The 22,071-nt window shown below is 59.4% G+C and carries 21 protein-coding genes; 19 read left to right on the forward strand and 2 right to left on the reverse strand.

The genetic code is table 11. From position 1 onward, the window contains the following. The first annotated feature begins 33 nt into the window (after positions 1–33). Both I6F35_RS07185 and I6F35_RS07190 read left to right on the forward strand, forming a co-directional pair. On the forward strand, positions 34–1,086 hold the full coding sequence (locus I6F35_RS07185; protein WP_225116955.1) for an ABC transporter substrate-binding protein: 1,053 nt from the start codon (positions 34–36) through the stop codon (positions 1,084–1,086). 92 nt (positions 1,087–1,178) lie between these two features. Next, a complete protein-coding gene (locus I6F35_RS07190) occupies positions 1,179–2,528 on the forward strand; it encodes an LLM class flavin-dependent oxidoreductase (RefSeq protein WP_225116956.1) in 1,350 nt (449 codons plus the stop codon). Here the strand turns inward: I6F35_RS07190 and I6F35_RS07195 are convergent. Further along, the gene (locus tag I6F35_RS07195) at positions 2,525–2,767 is read right to left on the reverse strand and encodes a hypothetical protein (protein ID WP_225116957.1); all 243 of its coding nucleotides are present in this window, start codon (positions 2,765–2,767) and stop codon (positions 2,525–2,527) included. The two genes, I6F35_RS07190 and I6F35_RS07195, sit on opposite strands and share 4 nt — an antisense overlap. A gap of 39 nt (positions 2,768–2,806) precedes the next feature. Here I6F35_RS07195 and I6F35_RS07200 point away from each other — a divergent pair, with 39 nt between their 5' ends. Then, entirely contained in the window at positions 2,807–3,262 is a 456-nt protein-coding gene (locus I6F35_RS07200; protein WP_225116958.1) for a type II 3-dehydroquinate dehydratase, read from the forward strand. Next, a complete protein-coding gene (locus I6F35_RS07205) occupies positions 3,259–4,188 on the forward strand; it encodes a glyoxylate/hydroxypyruvate reductase A (RefSeq protein ID WP_225116959.1) in 930 nt (309 codons plus the stop codon). The genes I6F35_RS07200 and I6F35_RS07205 overlap by 4 nt, the downstream gene beginning before the upstream one ends. Here the strand turns inward: I6F35_RS07205 and I6F35_RS07210 are convergent. Then, positions 4,156–5,103, reverse strand: coding sequence for a LysR family transcriptional regulator (locus I6F35_RS07210; RefSeq protein ID WP_225116960.1), 948 nt, complete (start codon positions 5,101–5,103; stop codon positions 4,156–4,158). The genes I6F35_RS07205 and I6F35_RS07210 overlap by 33 nt on opposite strands. Positions 5,104–5,195: 92 nt before the next feature. On the opposite strand from I6F35_RS07210, the gene I6F35_RS07215 reads away from it, so the two are divergent. The 15 genes from I6F35_RS07215 to I6F35_RS07285 all read left to right on the forward strand — a co-directional run bounded on the left by I6F35_RS07215 (position 5,196) and on the right by I6F35_RS07285 (position 21,908). Further along, positions 5,196–6,650 (forward strand): 4-hydroxyphenylacetate 3-hydroxylase family protein, encoded by a 1,455-nt coding sequence (locus tag I6F35_RS07215; RefSeq protein ID WP_225116961.1) that lies wholly within the window; start codon positions 5,196–5,198, stop codon positions 6,648–6,650. After that, positions 6,647–7,153 carry a flavin reductase family protein gene (locus tag I6F35_RS07220; protein WP_225116962.1) on the forward strand — a complete coding sequence of 169 codons (507 nt, stop codon included), beginning with the start codon at positions 6,647–6,649 and terminating at the stop codon, positions 7,151–7,153. The genes I6F35_RS07215 and I6F35_RS07220 overlap by 4 nt, the downstream gene beginning before the upstream one ends. A gap of 465 nt (positions 7,154–7,618) precedes the next feature. Further along, on the forward strand, positions 7,619–8,575 hold the full coding sequence (locus I6F35_RS07225; RefSeq protein WP_225116963.1) for an ABC transporter substrate-binding protein: 957 nt from the start codon (positions 7,619–7,621) through the stop codon (positions 8,573–8,575). A gap of 59 nt (positions 8,576–8,634) precedes the next feature. Further along, on the forward strand, positions 8,635–9,489 hold the full coding sequence (locus tag I6F35_RS07230) for an ABC transporter permease (RefSeq protein ID WP_225116964.1): 855 nt from the start codon (positions 8,635–8,637) through the stop codon (positions 9,487–9,489). Further along, a complete protein-coding gene (locus I6F35_RS07235) occupies positions 9,486–10,301 on the forward strand; it encodes an ABC transporter permease (RefSeq protein ID WP_225116965.1) in 816 nt (271 codons plus the stop codon). The genes I6F35_RS07230 and I6F35_RS07235 overlap by 4 nt, the downstream gene beginning before the upstream one ends. Next, on the forward strand, positions 10,285–11,433 hold the full coding sequence (locus I6F35_RS07240) for an ABC transporter ATP-binding protein (RefSeq protein ID WP_225116966.1): 1,149 nt from the start codon (positions 10,285–10,287) through the stop codon (positions 11,431–11,433). Before I6F35_RS07235 ends, I6F35_RS07240 begins: the two co-directional genes overlap by 17 nt. 176 nt (positions 11,434–11,609) lie before the next feature. Then, the gene (gene argE / locus I6F35_RS07245; protein ID WP_225116967.1) at positions 11,610–12,809 is read left to right on the forward strand and encodes an acetylornithine deacetylase; all 1,200 of its coding nucleotides are present in this window, start codon (positions 11,610–11,612) and stop codon (positions 12,807–12,809) included. An 8-nt stretch (positions 12,810–12,817) separates the two neighbouring features. Then, positions 12,818–13,780, forward strand: a complete 963-nt coding sequence (locus I6F35_RS07250) for an NAD(P)H-quinone oxidoreductase (RefSeq protein WP_225117193.1) — start codon at positions 12,818–12,820, stop codon at positions 13,778–13,780. 23 nt (positions 13,781–13,803) lie between these two features. Further along, the gene (locus tag I6F35_RS07255; protein WP_225116968.1) at positions 13,804–14,229 is read left to right on the forward strand and encodes a heme-binding protein; all 426 of its coding nucleotides are present in this window, start codon (positions 13,804–13,806) and stop codon (positions 14,227–14,229) included. Between the two features lie 8 nt (positions 14,230–14,237). Next, a complete protein-coding gene (locus I6F35_RS07260; RefSeq protein ID WP_225117194.1) occupies positions 14,238–14,846 on the forward strand; it encodes a glutathione S-transferase in 609 nt (202 codons plus the stop codon). A gap of 573 nt (positions 14,847–15,419) precedes the next feature. Then, on the forward strand, positions 15,420–16,520 hold the full coding sequence (locus I6F35_RS07265; protein ID WP_225116969.1) for an ABC transporter ATP-binding protein: 1,101 nt from the start codon (positions 15,420–15,422) through the stop codon (positions 16,518–16,520). A gap of 53 nt (positions 16,521–16,573) precedes the next feature. Beyond that, on the forward strand, positions 16,574–17,638 hold the full coding sequence (locus I6F35_RS07270; protein ID WP_225116970.1) for an ABC transporter substrate-binding protein: 1,065 nt from the start codon (positions 16,574–16,576) through the stop codon (positions 17,636–17,638). 45 nt (positions 17,639–17,683) lie between these two features. Then, the gene (locus I6F35_RS07275; protein ID WP_225116971.1) at positions 17,684–19,030 is read left to right on the forward strand and encodes an LLM class flavin-dependent oxidoreductase; all 1,347 of its coding nucleotides are present in this window, start codon (positions 17,684–17,686) and stop codon (positions 19,028–19,030) included. Between the two features lie 21 nt (positions 19,031–19,051). Then, the gene (locus I6F35_RS07280) at positions 19,052–20,818 is read left to right on the forward strand and encodes an ABC transporter permease subunit (protein WP_225116972.1); all 1,767 of its coding nucleotides are present in this window, start codon (positions 19,052–19,054) and stop codon (positions 20,816–20,818) included. Positions 20,819–20,954: 136 nt separating this feature from the next. Then, the gene (locus tag I6F35_RS07285; RefSeq protein ID WP_225116973.1) at positions 20,955–21,908 is read left to right on the forward strand and encodes a LysR family transcriptional regulator; all 954 of its coding nucleotides are present in this window, start codon (positions 20,955–20,957) and stop codon (positions 21,906–21,908) included. The last annotated feature ends 163 nt before the right edge of the window (positions 21,909–22,071 follow it).

The following is a 22,071-nucleotide window of genomic DNA, read 5'->3' on the forward strand; positions in this document are numbered from 1 at the left end:
TCCCGTGCCCTTCGGGGCTCCCTGGAGGCATCAATGTTACGATCTGGATTGTATCTCGCGTTGGCCGCGCTGTGTCTTTTCGGCAGGCAGGCGCAAGCCGCGGAAAAAGTGACATATGCCGTAACGACGTCGAATATTTCAGTCGGACATGCTGCCCAATCATCGATCCCATTGACGGAGGGCTACTGGAAGTCCCAAGGCCTCGACGTCGAAGTGATCGGTCTTTCGGGTGCAACCGCTGGGATTCAGCAAGTCGCGAGCGGCCAGGTCGATTTTGCGACCGTCGGACCCGACGCGCTTCTCGTGGCGCGAGCAAAGGGCATAAAGGTCAAGGCCGTATACACCTACGCGCGCCGATCCATCTATAGAATCGTCGTGCCGGAAGGCGATGGCGTGAAATCCTTGGCAGATATGAAGGGCAAGACGCTCGGCGTTCCGGACATGTCCGCGGGGTCTGTTCCCTACGCTCGTGCTGCCCTGTCAGCGGCAGGCGTCGATCCTCGCGATGGCGTCAAATGGCTGTCCGTTGGCATTGGCGGGCAGGCGGCGAATGCTCTTCGCCAAAGGCAAGTCGATGGCTGGGCGGCGTGGGATACCGTGATCGCGTCGCTCGAGAACAACGGCTTCAAGTTTCGCTATATCGACCCGCCGTGGGTGGATGAAATTCCCGGCAATGTCATGATCGCGCGGGAAGATACGATCGAGAAGCGGCCAGATCTCGTCGTCAAGGTGGCTCGTGGAATCGCCGAATCATCAGTCTTCGGACTGGCCAATCCGGACGGCGCCCTGCGCAATCACTGGCGAATGTATCCGGATACGAAGCCGGCCACGCAGAACGATGAAAGCTTTCGCCAGGCGCGTCACATCTTCGACTCGCGGTTCAAGCTCACCCAAATCGAACCTGGCGTAAGATGGGGCGAGAACATCCCCGCGCAGTGGAAGCGGATGGCCGACATCAGCATCGAGGAAGGCCTGATCCCTAAGAACTTCGATGTCGGCGCGGCATACACCAACCAGTTTATTCCAGAGATCAACGCCTTCGATCAGGGAAAGATCGAGGCGGCAGCGAAATCCTCCAATTGGTAGCGTCTGGAGCGGCGTAACGTCCGCCCCGCTTCAGGCGGCAGCACGAGTATGAGCATTGGCTCTGCGTGGCAGAGCGCTGGGGAGACCGAGATATGCGACGCAAAGACAAAATGCGATTGGGAGCGTTCTTCCATCCGACAGGCCACCACGTCGCCGCATGGCTTCATTCTGGATCTCAGATCGACGCAGGGACCAACTTCAAGCACTATGCCCAACTGGCTCAAACCGCCGAGAAGGGAAAGTTTGACCTCGTTTTCCTTGCCGATGCGATTGCAACGCGGGACGGAAATCTCCAAGCGCTGCGGCGTTGGCCACAATACATGGCCTATTTTGATCCGATTACCTTGCTGGCGGGCCTCGCGGCGGTAACGACACATATCGGACTGGTGTCGACCGCGACGACGAGCTTCAACGAGCCATACAATCTCGCGCGGAGACTGGCCTCCCTCGATCATATAAGCTGCGGCCGTGCCGGTTGGAACGTAGTGACATCCTCCAATGCATCCGAGGCGTTCAACTTCGGTCGCGATGCGCACTTCGGTCATTCCGAACGATACGAGCGCGCTGAAGAGTTCGTGCGGATCGTGAAGGGCCTATGGGACAGCTGGGAGGACGACGCGTTCGTTCGTGATCGACAGACCTCGCTCTACTTTGATCCCGACAAGCTCCACTTCTTGAATCACAAGGGAAAGCACTTCTCGGTCAGGGGCCCCCTGAATGTCGCGCGTCCGCCACAGGGATATCCCGTGATGTTTCAGGCGAGCGCATCGGACACCGGAAAGGAGCTCGCGGCACAAATTGCAGAAGTTCTGTTTACTCCGCTGCACGAGCTCGAACAGGCGCAAAGGCTCTACAAGGAGCTGAAGAGCCACGCCGCACGATACGGCCGCGGAAGTGATGACGTGCTCATCATGCCCGGCCTGAACGTTATCGTCGCCGAAAGCGAGAAGGACGCTGATGAGAAGCTCCGTCATCTTCAAAGCCTGGTTCATCCCGACGTAGGCAAGGAGTTACTCTCGACCGCGCTGGGTGGGCTGGATCTGACGCCTTATGATGTTGATGAGCCGCTTCCGGACCACATCATCGAGAGAGAGCTCAACAACAAGAACTCCCGAGTTGCTTATCTGCTGAAGGGCAAGCCGACGATACGACAGATGTACGATAGCTTTGCCACGGGCCGCGGGCAGCGTACGGTCAAAGGCAGGCCGTCCTCCATCGTGGACCAGATGGAAGCCTGGTTTCAGAACTACGGCGTTGACGGATATCTCATCCAGCCACCCGTGCTTCCGGCCGGCCTCGACGAATTCGTGGATCAAGTTATTCCCGAACTCCAGAACCGTGGCCTCTTCCGCGACGAATATGCCGGGCGAACTCTCAGGGAGAATCTCGGCCTTAAACGCCCGGCCGGCAGGCATTCTTCTCCCATCGCGGCGTCCGCCTAGGGATGATCGTGAACGTCGTCCGCGACGCAGGCGTCATCTTTGACGGCTCTCTTTCGAGAAAACCAAAGCACGCTCGGCGGTGCCTCGGTCAATTCGCCGCGGGCGTGGTCGGATCGTCCGATCAGCGTCGGGAACGTATTCGTCGATGTCTTGGTGCGCGTAAGAATACTTAATAAGCTCGTGTAATCAAGACTGGCGATCAACGCGCGAAGCGCCGTAACATTGACGGGTTGGCGCACGCGACGCAATCCTAACGACGCAGGAGCAGGAATTCCCCGATGAAGAGTCCCAACGTCTACTTTCTCAATGGTCCCAACGCCAATTTATACGGGCTCGACAAGAATGGCACGTATGGCCGTGAAAGTTTTGCATCCATAAAGACGCGGTGCGAAGAGCATGCCGCGTCTCTCGGGTTGGCGCTCGAATTTCGCCAATCCAATCACGAGGGAGTTCTCGTCGATTGGCTTCAGGAAGCCAGGGAGAAGGCCAGCGGGGTGATCATCAATGCGACTGGTCTGACCTATACATCCGTATCGATCCTCGATGCGCTGTTGGCCTTTGAGGGGCCTATCATCGAAGCTCATATGAGCAACATCTGGAAGCGCGAGCCATTTCGCCATCATTCATACGTTTCACGAGCGGCAACCGGTGTCGTCGCTGGCCTTGGTGCGCTTGGCTATGAGCTGGCGCTGACCGCGATCGCGCGCCTGATCGCCGAGCGGGGAGAGTCATGACGGCCGAAATTATGGCGTTTCACAGTGCGTACGATGATTTTGAGACGTGGAGCACTGCTCTCGCGCGTGAAGGCGTCGATCTTCGTCGAGCCGAATCGATCGACGAGCCCGATCGCGTTCGGCATGCGCTCGTCTGGAAGCCGCCGCACGGCTTCTTCTCACGCTTCCCAAACCTTGGGCTTGTCGTGAATCTCGGGGCGGGGGTTGATGCTCTGGTCGGCCGCGATGACTTGCCGGAAGTTCCAATCACGCGATTGTCTGATCCAAAGATGTCGCGAATGATGGCTGGCTACGTTCTCTTCGCTGTGATGCGCCATGCAAGAGACATCCCAAAGTTTGAACGCGCGCAGCGCAACAAGCAATGGCAGTACCTTCACCCACGAGATCCGGAGACGATCACGGTTGGCGTGCTTGGTCTTGGCGAACTGGGAATGGCTGCGGCGCTGGAATGCGCGAGGCAGGGTTACCGCGTCCTTGGCTGGTCAAGCACGCTGAAGTCAGTCGAGGGTGTTACGACATCTGCCGGGCTTCCAGCTCTCGAAGATATTCTCGGCGAGAGCGACATCGTCGTTTGCATGCTGCCGCACACGCCACAGACCCGCGCGCTTCTCGATGCGGAACGCTTTGCGCAGATGAAGCAGGGGGCGGCCTTCATTAACGCTTCCCGGGGTACCATCGTTGACGAGTCCGCTCTGATTGAAGCCCTGCGATCGGGTCATATCGGCGAGGCGACCCTCGACGTGTTCGCGACCGAGCCGTTGCCGGCCGATAACCCGTTGTGGACCATGGACAACGTCCTGGTGACCCCACATCTTGCTTCGGTCCCGCTTCCCGGATCTGCCGCGCGGCAGATAGGGGAGAATGTAAGGCGGCTCCGCGACGGGCGCGAACTCCTAAGCCGCGTCGACCCGGGTAGGGGCTATTGAGCCAGGCTCAAACTGTCCGCCGAGTGAGAATGCCTCGCGTGCGAACTCGGCGAACGCCTGAACAGCCGGCCGCAACGCGTGGCGCTTCAATCGAAGGGCCGTGACATAGGTCGGTGGCAGTTTCTCCATGATTGGAACGACGGCGATGCGGCTGCCGTCGTAGCCGATGTTCGTGCGAGGCACCGCGTTGTGGATGGAATATCCCTGTCCGTGTCCAACCAACCCGCGGATCAACTCGAACGATCCGCTTCGAAAAGCAACGCGTGGTTCGACGCCTGCCGCGGCGAAGAGCCCAAAGAAGTAGTCTCTGGAGTGCGGCAGATCCAGCAGGATGAAAGGCTCATCACGCAGCTCGCTGAGACTGATGAAGGCCCGAGAGGCAAGCGGGTGAGCTTCGGACAGCAGGATATAGGGAGGAAGCTCGCACAATTTTTCGCCGATGATTTCTTCCGGGAGGGCAAAGGAATAGGAGAGAGCCAGCTCCGTACGACCAGCGACGAGCGCGTCGATGATCTCCTGCTGGTTCCCCTCCTCCAGGGTGACCGAAATGCCAGGCTGGGATTTGCGGAAGCTCGACAGCAGCCCGGGCATGAAGCGAGTTGCGAGAGTGAGAAAGCTGCCGACGACAATTTCCCCGTGAAGCGTGCTTCCGAGGGATTGCGCTCCCTGCGCGAAATCATGCGCGTGCTTCAGCAACAAGCGTGCGTCGTTGATCAGACGCCGACCGGCCGGCGACAGCGTCACGCCTTTTGCAAGATGTCGCACGAAAATCTGGATGCCCAGCTCGGCTTCCATCTGGCTTAAGGCAGCCGAGATGGAAGGTTGAGATACATTTAGACGCTTGGCCGCCTCTGTCACGCTGCCCGCGTCGGCTGTCTCGACCAGATAGCGAAGCGCGCGGAGTGAGAACTTCATCGCTTTTTCCTATGCATCTCCAAAGATAAAAATATTTTCTTTATGCTATGGCCTCCGGCACCGTGTCGTCCAGCAGGACGAGGAGCCGATGGATGATCCGCACGGGTGAACAGTACAAAGAGGGCATTCGCGACGGACGCGAGGTCTGGATTGACGGGGAACGCGTCAAGGACGTGACCGCCCATCCCGCGCTGCAGCCGATCATCGACGTCAAGGCGCGCATGTATGACATGGCGCATGAAGAGCGCTACAGCAGCGACCTGAGCTATGTCGAAGGCAATGAGAAGCATTCGATCTTCTACCGGCCACCGACAGAGCAGAAGGACTGGCACGACAAAGTCAAGGCCGTCGATCACGTCATGAAGGACATTGGCGGCGTGGTCACCCGTGTCGGCGACGAGACCATTGGCGAGATGTGGTCGCTTACCGACGGGCGCGACGTGCTGGCCGAGATCGATCCGCGCTTCGCTGGCAATATCGACCGGCACATCCGCGCCGTGGTCGAGAAAGACATCTTCCACGTCTCGGCCAACACCGACCCTAAGGGCGACCGCTCGCTGCCGCCGCAGCAGCAGGACCCGGACCTGATGGTCCATGTCACGCGCGAGACCGATGCCGGCATCATCATTCGCGGCGCGAAGTATGAAACCGCAGCGGCCTATGCCGATCAGGCCTATCTGAAACCGACGGTCGGCGCCTGGGCCAATGAAAAGCTGTCCGATTATGCGGTCGGCTGCATCGTCAAGATGGGCGCTCCGGGCGTGAAGCATATTTGCCGCGGCGGCTTTGCCAATCGTGGCAGCGCCGAGGACTACCCGCTCGCCCACCGGTTCGACGAAGTCGAGGCGCTGGTGGTGTTCGACGACGTGCTCATCCCCTGGGAAGACGTCTTCTTCTATCGCCACACGCGCGCGGCACAGTTCGTCCGCTCGACGCTGCACCGATATTCGGCATTCCCCTATGTGCTGCGTCTGCTCTACACCGCCGACATGATGATCGGCGCGGCGATGTGGAATGCCAAGCAGACCGGTCTCGACAAGCTGCAGTCGGTGCGCGAGAAGCTCGCCGATCTCGTCTGCTACCGTGAAGGTATCAATGCGCATCTGACGGCTTCGATCGCCATGGCGGAGAAGAGCCCGGGCGGCCTCTTGATGCCGCAGCAGTCGATGCTTTATGCCGGTCGCGTGTTTGCGTGCTCGCATCTTCCGGCAATGATGCATATTGCGCGCGAACTGTGCGGCGGTCAGATTTGCATCACGCCGAATGCCGACGCCTTTGAGGCGGAGGGCAGCGGCAAGTGGCTGAACAAGTTCTATACGCTGAACGATCAATGGCATGCATCGGATCGGCGTAAATTGCTCGCTTTCGCGCGCGATCTGCTCAACTCCGACTATGCCGGCCATCGTCTGACATTCGTGCAGTTTGCGCAGGCGCCGCACTTCAACCATCTGGCGGCGGTCTACAACAGCTTCGATTTCGCCGGACCGCTCGACTTCGTCAAGAAATCTGCCGGCCTGTCGGATCGGATCTATGGAGAGCGGACGTGAGTCACGCATCGCACGCGCTTGTTGCGATCGATGAATTCCGAGAGGCAATGCGGACGACCGCATCCGGTGTGGCGATTGTGGCAACGGACGGTCCTGGCGGCCGCGCCGGCGTTACGGTTTCCTCTCTTTGCTCGCTGTCGATGGAGCCTCCCTCGGTGGTGTTCAGCCTGCACCGGGATAATCGTTACTTGGCCAAATTCCTGGAAAACGGCGTCTTTGTTGCGAACGTTCTCTGTGATGCCCAGGAGCGCGTCGCCAATAGCTTCGCAGGTCTAATCCCGGAGCTGCGAGACGATCGTTTCCGGGCTGGCGACTGGTCCACAATGCTTACGGGCGCTCCGGCGTTGGACGGATCGCTTTGTAACTTCGACTGTCGCATTGCCAGCCTGTTCGACTTTGGATCTCACCGAATAGTCGCAGGTGAGGTGCTTCAAATCCGAACGCGAAGCGCGCCTCCCTTGATCTATTCCGATCGCGGATTTCGCCGGCTCGCCGTCGCATGAACGTTGGCAGCTAATACTCACAATCGCCTTCGTGCCTCGATTGAATGACGGACTTGGGAAAGCTGCTGCGGTTTGCGTCAGCGTGCTGATCGAAGATGCAGACGATGGAGTGATTTGGTTCATGGAATTCCGATCCAGCGGCCGCTCTGGCGGATAGCCAGAGCTGAAAGTCGAGATATCTCGGTGATCCGCACATCGCCCAGCGTCAGTTTCGCTGGATGTTTGCCAAACCGAGCAAGTATTAGATCCGATCTCTCAGCAGAAAGATCGATGATGAAGCGCGTCTGCTAAGCGCTTGAATGCCATAGAGATTTTCCAATCGATGGCATGATGCTTGCTTGATGTTTTAAGCCGTAACTCTTGTGAGGGTCCAAGATGAAGTGCGCATTTAAGCTGAGTGCATTGATGTCGTTGTTGACGCTTGCAGCTATGAGCTGCACGTCGGCAGCGTTAGCTCAAGAGAAGTTGGTCGTTAGTACGTGGGGTGGCAGCTTCCGCGATCTGATCAATGAGGCGATCGCGACGAAGTTCACTGCGGAGACCGGCGTCAAGGTCGAATACATCACCGGCGGCACCATCGACCGTCTGAATCAGGCAAAGCTCGCGGCTGCCAAGCCGGAGAGCGACGTCACCTTTACCACGGCGCATGTCGGCTGGCTCTATGCCAACGACAATCTGTTCGAGAAGCTCGATCTCGCCAAGATCCCCAACGCCAGTCATCTGGTCGAGCAGGCCAAGATCAGCCCGTATCACATCGGCGTCTGGGCTTACGTGTACACCATCGGCTATCTGCCGGACCGGTTGCCGAAGGGCGTCAGCTTCGAGAGCTGGGAAGGTCTCTGGAACCCCGCTCTCAAGGGCTTGATCTCGTCGCCCGACTTCGATCCGAGCCACGTGATGGTCGTCGCAGCGAAACTGTCGGGTGGCGATGCGGCCAATTGGGAGGTCGGTGAAGCCAAGATGAAGGCGCTGAAGCCGAACTATAAGGCGTTCTACACCAACGACGCCAACAGCCAGCAGCTGTTTGCCACGGGAGAGACGCCTGTGCAGGTCGTACTGTCGATGAATGCCTACTACATGCAGAACCAGGGTGTACCGATCAAGCTGGCGATCCCGAAGGAGGGCGCGGTCCTCGGCGTCGACACCATGGCGATCACCAAGGGCTCGGCCAAGGCGGAGCTGGCCTACAAGTTCATCAACACCGCGCTCGATCCGGAAGTGCAGGCGAAGATCGCCGAACTGAAGAAGGGCAGCCCGGTGGTGGACAATGCCAAAATCAAGCCCGAGATTGCGGCGCTGCCGGGCGTATTCACCACGCCGGAGCAGTGGACGAAGCAGGCCCTGGTGATCGATGCCAAGCTGCGTGCCGAAAAGACTGCTGCGTGGCGCAAGTGGTTCGCCGAAAACATCATGGCTCCCTGACGTCTGCATTGCGATCCGGCTGAGTAAGCCGGATCGCATTCGATTGCGATGAGTAACCTATGAACAAGCGTCCATTCCTGGGATGGTTCGTCTCGCCGGCGGGCCTCGTCGCCGTGGGCTTGATCGCGGCGCTGCTCGCCGTCTTCCAGTACAGTGTTCGGGCCTATGTGCCCGGCTCGCTGGACGTCGGCGACTTCACGCTGCAGAATTTCGCTGCGATGCTGCGGCCGCTCTATGCGTTCGCGTTCGGCAACACGGTATTGCTGTGCTTCGAGACGGCAGTATTCACGCTGCTCCTGGCTTATCCGCTGGCCTACGCACTGGTGCGAACCAACAGCTCTGCGCTGCGCTCCTTCATCCTGATCGTTTCCGTCACGCCGCTATTCCTTGGCGAGGTCGTGCGCACCTATTCGTGGATGATCGTCCTCGGGAATAACGGCTTTCTAAATACGTTGCTGATCAAGCTTGGCCTGCTCGAGCGTCCGGTGCAGATGATGTTCACCGCGGGTGGGGTGGTTGCCGCGCTGGTGCATGTCACGATGCCGATCATGGTCATCATGCTGGCGGCGGCGCTGTCGCATATCGACCGCAATTATGAGAAGGCCGCCGAAAGCCTCGGCGCGGGTCCGGTTCGCATCTTCTTCACCATCACCCTGCCGCTGTCGATGCCCGGCATCGTCGCCGGCTTCTCGACCGCCTTTGCCTGGACATTCAGCGCGTTTGCGACCCCGCAACTGATCGGCGGCGGCCGCGTCAGCACGGTCTCGACGCTGATCTATCAGCTCGGCTTCTCGTCATTCAATTTTCCCTTCGCGGCCAGCCTGTCGCTGATCGGTCTCGCGCTGTCGCTCGCGGTGATTGCGCTGCTCAAGAAGGCCGCAAGTCCGCTCGAACGGATGGCGGGATCGACATGAAGCGTTCACCTGCCGCCACGACGCTGCGATGGCTGGGGCGGGTTCTCGTCGCCCTCATTCTTCTGTTCGTCTTGTTGCCGGGCGTCGTCGTCGCCATTTCGGCCTTCAATGATCGTGCGATCCTCGCCTTTCCGCCACAGGCCTGGTCGCTACGCTGGTTCTGGCGCGCCTTTTCGTATACCGATTTTGGCAAAGGCTTCTGGAACGGTCTGACGGTTACGGTCTGGGCGTCCAGCATCGCGCTGATGGTCGGCTCTGCCTTCGCCTATGCCATCCACCGCTACAAATTCGCGCTCAGGGATCTGCTCGAAGGCATCCTGCTGTCGCCGCTGATCATTCCGCACTACACGATCGGGCTCGGTGTTCTCATACTCGCGTCGCAGACCAACACGGCGCGCGGCTTTCCGCTTGTTATCTTCGCCCATGTGGTGATGGTGCTGCCCTTCGTGATGCGCAGCGCTTATATCTCGCTACAGAATCTCGACACCCGGCTTGAACTCGCAGCGTCCAGCCTTGGCGCGACCCCGCTGCGCATCCTGTTCACCGTGACGATTCCGCTGTTGCTACCCGGTCTGCTCAGCGGCTGGCTGTTTGCGGCGATTCTGTCGTTCAACGAGTTCACCGCGACGTTGTTTGTCAGCAGTCAAGCCACGCAGACGCTGCCTGTTGCCATGTACAACTACGTACGCGAATTCGCCGATCCGACGCTCGCTGCGCTGTCGGTCATCTACATCGTCGTGACGGCGGCGCTGCTCACGATCGCCAATTCCGTCCTGGGCCTCGGGAAAATCCTGAATGTTGATGCGCACTGATCGGACGACCGCAAACAGGTTTGCCGCGGGAAGCGACAAGGTCCGCCCCGCGGTGCAGCTCGACGGGGTCACAAAGCGCTTCGGCGGCTCTGTCGCGCTGCACGAGGCCTGGCTGAAGATCCAGCCGAGCGAGTTCATGACATTGCTTGGGCCGTCTGGTTGTGGAAAGACGACGCTGCTCAATCTGGTTGCCGGTTTCCTTGAAGCCGACAATGGCGAAATCTTCATCGAAGGCGCTTTGGTCACCGAGACGCCCGCGCATATGCGCGAGATCGGCATTGTGTTCCAGAACTACGCGCTGTTTCCGCATATGAGCGTTGCCAACAACATCGCCTATGGCCTGAAAACGCGCGGTATCGATAAAAGGGAGATCGGGCGCCGCGTCGAGGAAGCGCTGGCGCTGGTCAAGCTCAGCGGGTTCGCCGACCGCAAGCCACGGCAATTGTCGGGCGGTCAGCAGCAACGCGTCGCCCTGGCGCGCGCGCTCGTGATCAAGCCGAAGGTCTTGTTGCTCGACGAGCCGTTCTCGGCGCTCGACAAGAATTTGCGTGGGTCGATGCAGGTCGAGCTCAAGCAAATTCAGCGCGAGCTTGGCGTCACAACGATCTTCGTGACCCACGATCAGGGAGAGGCACTGTCGATGTCGGACCGCATCGCGGTGATGTCGGCCGGACGCATCCGCCAGATCGCGGCGCCCGATGATATCTATCGCCGGCCGGCGGATCGCTTCGTTGCGTCGTTTGTCGGCGATGCCAACATTCTCAGCGGCCGGATCGTCGAACGCCAAGGCGACAGCGCGATCGTTGCGATCGGCGACGTGCGCGTCAATCTCGCCGCCGCTCCGATTGCGGCATTGTCGATCGGCGATGCGGTGGATGTCTTCGTGCGGCCGGAGCACCTCACCGTTACGGCGCAAGGAGCGTCCAATGCGCTGCGCGGCACGGTCGCTACGCAAGTGTTCCAAGGCGACCATGTCGACCTCTACATCGATGCGCCGGGCATCGCTGCCGAGCGCATCCTGCTGCGCGCGCCGGGGATCGCGATGCTGTCATCCTGTCCTGCAGGAGTCGAGGTCGGGCTGAAAATCGACTCCGATGACATCGTGGCGTTTCCGCCTGGCGCGGCGCCGTGACATATGCCGGTGAAGATGAGTGGCGCGATTCGGCATCATCGAGCGCTCGAAAGCCCCGTGTAATCAAGCAGACGGACCCTCATTCCTGATCCAGCATGATGATGAGCGTCGACCGGCGGAAAAGTCGAACTGGCGCCAAGCAGGCCGTGAGCGGCGAAGAACAATCGAGTGCATGAATGGTGGAAAGAGTTGCCGAAATACTGAGCGAACTGATCCGGATCGAAAGCATAAGTGCGAACTCCAATCTCGATCTTGTCGCGTATATCGAACGAATTCTTGCCTCGTCCGGCGTATCTGCGCGACGTGTACCGGCACCTGATGGGCATAAGGCATCCCTGCTCGCGACCATCGGTCCCTCGGACCGCTCGGGCGTGGTGCTTTCTGCACATACGGATGTGGTGCCGGTGGACGGACAAGCGTGGACAGTACCACCTTTCGGGGGTGTGACCCGCGACGGCCGCATTTATGGTCGTGGGGCGACCGATATGAAGGGCTTCCTGGCGGTCGTGCTCGCCGCTGTTCCGCAATTTGTCGAGACGGCGCAGGCTGCGCCGGTGCATCTGGCGTTTTCGTATGATGAGGAAGTGGGATGTCGGGGCGCACCTGATCTCGTGCAAGCGCTGATGCCGTCCGTTGCGCCGCCTGCACTTGCGATCGTCGGAGAGCCGACTTGCATGCGCGTTGTCCGGGCGCACAAGGGCAAAGTGGCGCGGCGGCTGATCGTCACCGGGCGTACCGGTCATTCCGCAATGCCGCACCGGGCAGCTAATGCGGTCGATGCCGCGGTCGCCATCGGTCATGCTCTGCGAGCCTTGGCGGATGAAGAGATTGCTCGGGGCGGCGACACTGCTTTCGATCCACCTTTCACCACCATCCATGTCGGCTCTCTGCATGGCGGCAGCGCCGTCAATCTCGTTCCAGAACGTGCCGTGCTGGAATACGAGATCCGCACCATCCCTGGCCGCGATGCGGGCGAGATTCTTGCACGGATCGATGCGTTGGTCGCGTGCGTGCGTGATCGATTGCGCGCCTGCGCAGCGGAAGCTGATATCGTGTCCGAGGAGATGTCGGCTTATCCCGGCCTCGACACCAGCCTTGACGATGCTGCGACACGTCTCGTCGCTCGGCTCGCCAACGATAAGCAGCCGGCAACGACCGTCGCCTTCGGCACCGAGGCTGGGCTTTTCGACCAGGCAGGTATTCCCACACTTGTTTGCGGTCCCGGCGACATGGCGCGCGGCCACAAAGCCGATGAGTGGATCGGCTTCGACGAGCTTGCCGCCGCAAGCGCGATGATGAACAGGTTGGCCGATCTGCTGCATGAGCCAAGCGAGGTCTGGATGCAGGAACCGGAAAAGATGGAGAACAGCGCGTGACTTCTACGATGCAGGCGATCGTCGCGCCACAGGCGGGCGGTCCGGACGTTTTGATGTCGATCGAGCGGCCCGTGCCAATTCCTGGTCCCGGTGAAGTGCTGATCGAGGTTGCGGGAGCCGGCGTCAATCGGCCAGATCTGATGCAGCGGAGCGGTGCGGTGCCGCTGCCGCCGGGAGTCACCGATGTCCTCGGCCTCGAAGTCGCCGGCCGCATCGTCGATGGTGACGCCGCGTTACGCGGTCACACCGTGATGGCGCTGGTGAAGGGGGGCGGATATGCGCGCTACTGCGTCGCCAAAGCATCGCATTGTCTCCCGGTGGCCGAAAGCCTGACGATGGATGAAGCGGCAGCCTTACCCGAGGCGCTCTTCACTGTATGGCACAATCTGTTCGAGCGCGGGAAACTCGCGAGCGGCGAGACGGTTCTGGTGCATGGCGGCGCAAGCGGCATCGGCACGATCGCCATTCGCATGGCGATCGCGCGAGGTGCCGCCGCCATTGCCACAGTGGGTAGCGACGTCAAGAAAATGGCGGTTGAGGCTCTCGGCGCCATCGCGATCAACTACCGCTCAGACGATTTCGTCGCCGCTACACGTGAGGCGACAGGAGGACGCGGCGTTGATGTGGTGCTTGATATTGTCGGCGGCTCGTATGTGGCGCGCAATCTCGAAGTGCTGGCGCCGGGCGGACGCCATGTCAGCCTCTCCTTCATGGAAGGAGCGGTCGTACCGATCGATTTCGGGCTGGTAATGCGCAAGGGCTTGTATCTGACGTCATCGACACTGAGACCGAAATCTGACGATGAAAAGACCGCGATCGCGGCGGCGTTGCGCTCGGAGGTGTTGCCGCTGGTGAACATGGGCGCCATCAGGCCGCTGATCTGGCGCAAGCTGCCGCTGGCCGACGCCGCCGAGGCCCATCGCATTCTGGAGGCGAACGAAAACGTCGGCAAAGTCCTGCTGGTGCCGTAGGGCATAACAAACGGAGATACTCAATGTCGATGACCAGGAACTCGCTCAAACTGACTCATCAGGGCGCGTTGAAGGCGCTGGCAGGCGCCATCGCCAAAGCGGAAGAGCTTGGTGTGCCGCAAAACATCTCGGTCGTGGATGACGGCGGCAATCTCCTGGCGTTTGTTCGAATGGACGGCGCTAAACTGCTGTCGCGCGAGACATCGCTTTCCAAGGCCGTCACTGCGGCGTCGCATCGGCAACCGACGTCGCGCCTCAATCCGGCCGACGAGATCAAGCTCGCCATCGCTGGCGGCGGCCGGCTCACCAATCTCGAAGGTGGACTGCCGATCATGATTGGCGGCCAATGCGTCGGTGCGGTTGGCGTCGGCTCGGGCACCGGCGCGCAGGACGTCGCGGTCGCGCGCGCCGCGTTGGTGGCGATCGAAGCGGAGGACCAGATACCGTGAGCGACAAGATCGAGCTGTTCTATGCGCCGACATCGCCTTACGTTCGCAAGGTCATGGCTTGCGCGATCGAGCTTGGCCTCGCCGACCGCATCGTCAGGCTGCCGAGCTCAGCACATCCGCTGAAGCGGGATGAGCGGATCGCGGCCTTCAATCCGCTTGCGAAGGTGCCGGCAGCGAAGCTGGCGGACGGTACGCTGTTGTTCGACAGCCGGGTGATCTGCGAATATCTCGACGATCTCGCGGAGGGCTCGCTGTTCCCGCACGGCTCCGAGCGTTGGCAGGTGCTCACCGAACAGGCGCTTGGAGATGGGTTGCTTGATGCGGCTCTTCTTGCTCGCTACGAAAATACCTGTCGGAGTGACGAGATCAGATCCGCGGAGTGGATCGGCGGTCAAATGAAGAAAATCGCTGCGGCCCTCGATCAGATGGAGAGGACCACCGGGGTGTTCGGAAATCGTGTCAGCATCGGCAGTCTGACCATCGCCTGTGCACTGGGGTACCTGGATTTCCGCTTCGCGACCTATGGTTGGCGGACCTCACGCCCTGCGCTCGCAGCCTGGTATGAGCAATTCGCAAAGCGACGATCCATTCAGGAAACGTTCCCTCACGAAGCCTAGCCCTTTGGTCAGCGATCGAAACACCGAACGCTGTGATCGAAGGTTGGCGCGACTCTTGCTCCACTTCCGAATGTCCAATTCGGAGCTTGAGGCGTTCATGACGAAGCAAATGAGGACTTTGTTGGCAATCTTCCGAAGGAACCTTGCGGACTGGTTCAAATACATCCCAATGCACTGAACCTCTCCGAAGCGAACCAGGTGTTCGACGGCATATCGCGGTGAGATCGCGCCTCGCGGTGGATCCGGGCGGTCCGTTGTCGAATGTCTCAGCGCACGCCGCAGTCACCGCGGAGCCTGAGCGTCTTGTCCTGGCGGAAGATCAGCCTGAAGGAAGGCGCGGCGACCACGGGCCGATGATTAAATTGGCGCCACGATTGCCAGCCAGATCTCAGCAAATGCGCTTGCCGGGATTAAAGAGCGAGCAAATGTCGCTCATATCGGCTGCATAATTGGGCGAAAAATCGCGTTTCAGCAAAACCGAAGAACGGCGGTTGTTTTTCCTAATTTACCCCAAAGATGGGCCATGGCTAGCTTTCGACTAACAAAGCGGCAGCAGAAGAGTTTGCTTAGTGCATGGACAGCTTGACCCCAACAGCATCGACGAAATCATACGCGAACGATGCCGTTAAGCTGCACGCTCAAGGCATCTGCAAATTCTACGATGCCACCGCCGCGCTGAACCCGATCGAACTCAAGATCCTTGCTGGAGAGCTGCTGACGCTTCTCGGACCTTCCGGATCCGGCAAAACAACATTGCTTCAACTGATTGCCGGACTTGTGAAGCCGACCAGCGGACGGCTGATGATTGACGGTCGCGATCAGACCGATCTGGAGCCGTACAAGCGCGATATTGGCGTTGTTTTTCAGAATTACTCGCTTTTTCCGCATTTGACGGTGCAGGAGAACATCGCATTTCCGCTTCAGATGCGAGGTCAGTCCGACCGGGTATCGGCAACGCAAGTCTCCAACGCGCTGGAGATGGTCGGGTTGGAGAGATTCGGTAAACGCTTTCCGCACGAACTGTCAGGCGGTCAGCAGCAGCGTGTGGCACTTGCCCGCTGTCTTGTTTACAAGCCCTCCCTGATTCTGATGGATGAATCGCTCTCGGCGCTCGATCGAAAGCTCCGCGAAGCGATGCAGGTGGAAATCAAGCGAATCCACCGGGAAACGTCCTCGACGATAATTTTCGTGACCCACGATCAGGAAGAGGCGCTTGCGCTCTCCGATCGTATTTGTCTGATGAACAACGGAGCCATCGAACAACTCGGAACGCCTCTTGAGTTGTACGACAAGCCCAAGACCGTATTCGCCGCGACTTTCATCGGCACGTCGAACGTCGTCAGTGGCCAATTGGCGAATGCGGCTCAGATCAGCTCAGATATCTCCGAACGACTGATCGACATCGGTGGCGACTGCAAGAAGGTCGCGCTCGGTCAGCCCTGCAGCATCGCGATCCGGCCCGAGAACGTCCGCATTGGCGACTGCGGAGCTGGAATCCTGAACGGCACGATCATCGAAGAGATATATGCCGGCTCTGAAACCCGCATGATGGTCGAGCTGCCGAACGGCTCTGTCTTTACCGTGCGCGTCCCCGGCGGAGCGCAACGGTGTCAGCTCGGTGAGAACGTCTCCCTGACCTGGGATCCTCAACATGTCCGCATTCTGGAAAGCTAGTCTTTTACCAACCACGCCGTCTTTCATCCGAGCCGACAATCAAGGAACATCTCATGACGCGCCACATGTTGAACCGACGCACGCTCCTTAAGGCCACCGTACTCGGAAGCGGGACGCTGGCGATGCCTTCGATCCTGACGAGGTCAGGTTTTGCGGCTGAGTCTCTCACAGTCGCCGACGTCGGTGGTGCAGCCGGCGACGCAATACGGGCCGCATTTTGCGAGCCGTTTAAAAAAGAAACCGGCGTCCAGGTTATAAACGTTGCGCATGATCCGGACCCTGTCACGCAGTTCAAGCTGATGGTCGATACGAAGACCTATCTCTGGGACGCATGCATGATGATCCCTGACTACATATTTCGTCTTCAGGAAGGAAAGAACTATATCGCGCCGCTCGATTTGAAGGATGAGACCGGTGACATGGTCCCGGGGATGCTGACCGAAAATTGGCTCGGCTTTTCTGTGTTCGGTATTCTCATGGCCTACAATACCGAGAAATATGGTGCGAACGGTCCGAAGAACTGGGCCGACTTCTTCAACCCCGAAAAGTTCGCCGGTCGCCGCGGTCTCTATCGTGCAGGCTGGGGCTCGCTCGAAATGGCTCTGCTTGCGGATGGCGTCGCGCCGGACAAGCTTTATCCGATCGATGTTGATCGCGCCTTCAAGTCCCTCGAGAAGATCAAGAAGGACGTGTCGGTGTGGTGGACGAGCGGTGCCCACAACACGCAGATTCTGCAGAGCGGCGAGGTCGACATGTCAGATACGTGGTCTGCTCGCGTCTACGGCGCGATCCAGGGGGGCGCGAAGCTTACGACGGTCTGGCAGGGGCTTTACTCCGTCGACGGTTGGGCGATGCCGATCAATGGCCCGAAGCAGTCGCTCGCCAGGGAGTTCATTCGGTTCTGCATGCGCGCTGATCGGCAGGCCGCTTATTCAAACCTAGTAGCGAATGGTCCTACGAACAAGAAGGCGTTCGACGCGATTGCGCCGGAGCGAGCAAGGATCCTTGCGACCGATCCAGCGAACTTCGCCGGTCTCGTACCGCTGGACCCGCGTTGGTGGTCGCAGTCCAACCGGCAGATGGTCAAGAAGCGAATGGATGAATGGCTGCTCAGCTGAACGCAGCGTCTTGCTGCGTTCAGCTTCGCTAGTGTGACCTTCGGATTGGTACTGACGATGACATCAAAAAGGCAGATCGTTCTTTCGGCGCTCGTACACCCTCATGGCATCTACAAGGGGGCCTGGCGACATCCAAACGCTGAGGCTCATCGAATTAACGACGTCGAGTACTACAAGGAGATCGCTCAGCTATGCGAGCGTGGTTTGATCGACCTGTTCTTTATTGCCGACACTCCGGCAGCTCGCACTGACAATCTCGAGATCTGGACGCGATCTCCACTGTTCCAGAACGTGATGGAGCCGGTGACGCTGCTTGCAGCGCTGGCTGGCGCAACGACGCGAATCGGCTTGGGAGCGACGGTCTCGACCAGCTTCTTCGAGCCCTACAACATTGCGCGTCAGTTTGCATCGCTCGACCATATCTCGGGCGGACGGGCCGCCTGGAACGTCGTGACCTCGGCGAATGACTATGCGGCACGGAATTTCGGCCTGGATCGCTTGCCACCGCACAGCGAGCGGTATGCCAAGGCACGGGAGTGCCTGGAGCTTGTGAAAGCCTATTGGGACACCTGGGACCAGGACGCATTCGTATTCGACAAAGAAAAGGCAGTCTACTTCGATCCCAGGAAATTCCATGCCGTTGATCACAAGGGCAAGCATTTCACGGTGCATGGCGGCCTGAATATTGCGCGGTCTCCTCAAGGGCATCCCGTGATCATCCAGGCCGGCGCATCGGAGAGCGGCAAGGAGCTGGCGGCGCAGACGGCCGAAATCGTCTTCGGTACCGGCGCCGAGCCAGAGGCTGCCAAGGCGTTTTACAGCGATCTCAAAGGTCGGATGCCGAAGTTTGGCCGAGATGAATCGGAGCTCTTCATCCTTGCGGGGCTGAGCACAGTTATCGGTCGGACGCGGGACGAAGCGAAGGAAAAGTTCGAATATCTGCAGTCGCTTGTTCCAGTCGAAGTGAAGGTCATGGCTTTGAGCAATGATCTCGAGGCGAATCTGCTTGATTTGCCGCTGGACGAACCGGTCCCCATCGACTGCATCCCGGCCTCATCGAATCTGCACCAGGCCTACTTCAATCAGATTGCGGATATGATCCGCAGTCAGAAACTCACCCTGCGGGAAATGGCGAACAGGTACAGCAGAGGGTCGAGAGCCATGTGTGCCACGGCCGTTGAAGTTGCCGACTTCATGCAGGAGTGGCTCGAGCAGCGGTGCTGCGATGGGTTCATGCTGTCGCCTGCCGTCGTTCCGGGCTCGCTGCGGGAGTTCATCGGTGAGGTCGTGCCGATCCTGCAGGAGCGCGGGATCTACAAGACGGCGTACAAGGGAACGACATTGAGAGAGAATCTCGGTCTCAAGCCCGTCGCAAACAAGAATTCAATATAGCAAACAGTGATCGGGGGGCCCGTGGCGTCGTCGGACCTATCCTCGCCGAACCTTTCGGCAACGGGCAAGCCAAGCTTCCGCCTCGGATCCATCTGGCTCGCCGTGCCAGGTGTGGCATTCCTGCTGATATTCTTCCTGTGGCCGACGGTGCACATCCTCGTGTCGGCCGTGTGGGGCGACGACGGACGCTTCTCTTCGAAGGCGTTGTTTTCGGTCTTCACCTCGTCCTCCTACAGTCGCGTGATGGCGACGACATTTACTGTCGCCGTGCAGGTGACGGTATTGTGCGTTCTGATCAGTTATCCACTGGCGTACTGGCTTAGCCGACATTCGGCCCGGCGACAGCGATTGCTGATGATGCTGATCCTTTTGCCATTCTGGACCAGCGCCCTGGTCAAGAACTTTGCGTGGCTGGTCCTGCTCGGACGAAACAGCAACTTTGCACAGTTTGTTACGTCCATGGGTGGTGCGGGCGATCGCCTGTTGTTCAACAGGACGGTCGTTCTGTTCGGCATCGTGCACACCCTCGTCCCCCTGTGCGTCATTGCGATGATGCCGACGTTCAATCAGGTGAACAAGTCGCTGCTCTCCGCCGCGACGACGCTTGGCGCAAGCCCGACGCAAGCGTTCTGGCGGATTTTTCTTCCTCTCTCAATGCGAGGAGTTGCGACCGCGGGCTTGATGATCTTCGTCACGTCACTGGGCTTCTTCATCACTCCGTCGCTTCTCGGAAGTCCTCGCGAGACGATGGTAGGACAGCTTATCATTGAACAGATCAATGAGTTGCAGAACCTTCAGCAGGGCAGCGCGTTTGGCGTGGTCCTGCTGGTCGGGGCGATTATTGGAGTCATCCTGTTCGATCGCATTTTCGGCCTCTCGGGCGTGGCGGGTGGAAGCGGGAATTCGCAACCGGACGATCGCGTTCGGCGCTTCGGCCTATGGCTGTGCAGCCGCATCGGCAACATGCTCGACCCGGTGGCCCGCGGTTACCGTGATACGTTTCGCGGCCTTCCGGGGTCTCGGCTCTTGGGGGCCTATAGCCTGCTCGTGATCGCCCTCTTGCTTGTTCCCGTGGTTGCGATCATTCCCATGGCGTTCACAAGTGGCAGCTTCCTCGCCTTTCCACCGCCTGGCTTCAGTCTGCGCTGGTTCGAAACCTACTTCGCGTCGCCTATCTGGATGGCCGCCACTGCTCGATCGTTTGGAATTGGGTTGGCATGCGCGGCTCTGACTATCGTCGTTGCGGCAACTGTCGCTTTTGCAGTCGTTCGATCCAGGAGCCGGCTGGCTGGCGCCATCTTTATTTTCTTTATGTCGCCAATGATCGTGCCTCACCTCGTTATCTCGATCGGCCTGTTCTATCTCTTCGCACAAATGTCGCTGATCGCGACTGACATCGGCCTCGTGCTTGGCCATAGCGTGATTGCGACGCCGGTCGTATTCATTGTCGTTCTATCAACGTTGCGCGGGCACGACTGGCGGCTGGATGACGCCGCCCTCACGCTGGGGGCGACGCCGCGAAGAGCGTTTTTCAGGGTGACATTGCCGCTGATCAGTGGAGGCATTGCTGCCGGACTCATTACGGCATTTCTCATATCTTTTGAGGAACTCACGATCGCCTTGTTCATCGGCGGCGGACTCGTTACAACGCTGCCCAAGCAGCTGTGGAGCGACATCTTCCTCCAGATCAACCCAACGTTAGCCGCGGCATCGGTTGTGGTTCTTGGCGTCGTGACGGTCCTCTTCTTGCTCATGGAGGTCATCAGCTACTGGCGAAAGCCTGCTTGACCGCGCCCATTGAGGCCGGTGTATAAAAAGGAGCATCGGATAGCGGAAGCAGGGATGCGGGTATCTAAGCCTTCTTGGAACGACTCGCATACAGAGAGCTGACCCGCGATACCGGCGGCGGAATCGCGGATCAACAATGCGTTTTACTTTGAGACAGCTGGAATACTTCGTAGCTGCCGGGGAGACCGGAAGCATCACGCTCGCTTCCGAACGCATCAACATCTCGCAGCCGTCGATCTCAACCGCCATCTCGCATCTGGAGAAGGAGTTGGGCGTTCAGCTTTTCGTTCGCCAGCACGCGCTGGGCCTTTCATTGACGCCGGCTGGGCGCAGTCTGCTCCGGGAGGCGAAGAATGTGTTGAATCAGGCCGAGCAGCTTTACTCCGTAGCATCTGATGTCGGCGAGCAGATCCGTGGTCAGATCACGGTTGGTTGCCTTGTAACGCTGGCGCCAATGGTCATGCCGGAACTGGCACACTCCTTCACGACTGCGTTTCCTGCGACGCAGATCAGGCACATCGAGCTCAATCAGGAGCAACTCCTCGAAGGATTACGCTGCGCCGAAATCGATGTCGTCATAACGTACGACCTGCAGATTCCATCCGGGATCGCTTTCACGCCGCTCGCTCAGCTACCGGTGCACGTCGTGGTCAGCGACAAGCACAGGTTCGCGTCCAAGTCGGCTGTCTCTCTCGCTGAGCTCGTCGACGAGCCGTTTCTATTGCTGGATCTGCCGCTGAGCCGGGAGTACTTCCTCGCGCTATTCATGGGCGAGGGGCTCGAGCCCCGAATAGAAGCGCGCTCGGCTTATCAGGACGTTATCCGGACCATGGTCGCGAATGGTTACGGCTATACGCTGGCCAATGTGAGGCCGAGGGCCAATACGGCGCTGGACGGTCGAAAGGTTGTCAGGGTGAAACTCGCCGGGGAATACCGGCCGATGGTGATCGGCGTCGCGACCTTGGCGCAACTCACGAAATCTCGCCTGATCGAGACGTTTCAAGCGCATTGCCAAGCCTTGATTTCCGAAGAATACATCCCTGGGATGGTTGCCCCCCGCGCCGATCGCCCGACCTCTGGAGCGACCTGAGCGGAAACAGCGGCCCTTCTTGGCGTCGCTCGTGCCTAGTTCAGGGGCAGTGCTGCAAACAATTTGAGCCTGCTTAGGGAAAACGGAAGGCGCGCTTCGCAAAAGCGCATTGGTCCGCATCCGTCAGCTTCGGTAGATTGAGTCTTAACGCCAGGTCACACTG

Origin of the sequence: Bradyrhizobium sp. BRP22, assembly GCF_020194175.1 — a bacterium.
Lineage (GTDB): Bacteria > Pseudomonadota > Alphaproteobacteria > Rhizobiales > Xanthobacteraceae > Bradyrhizobium.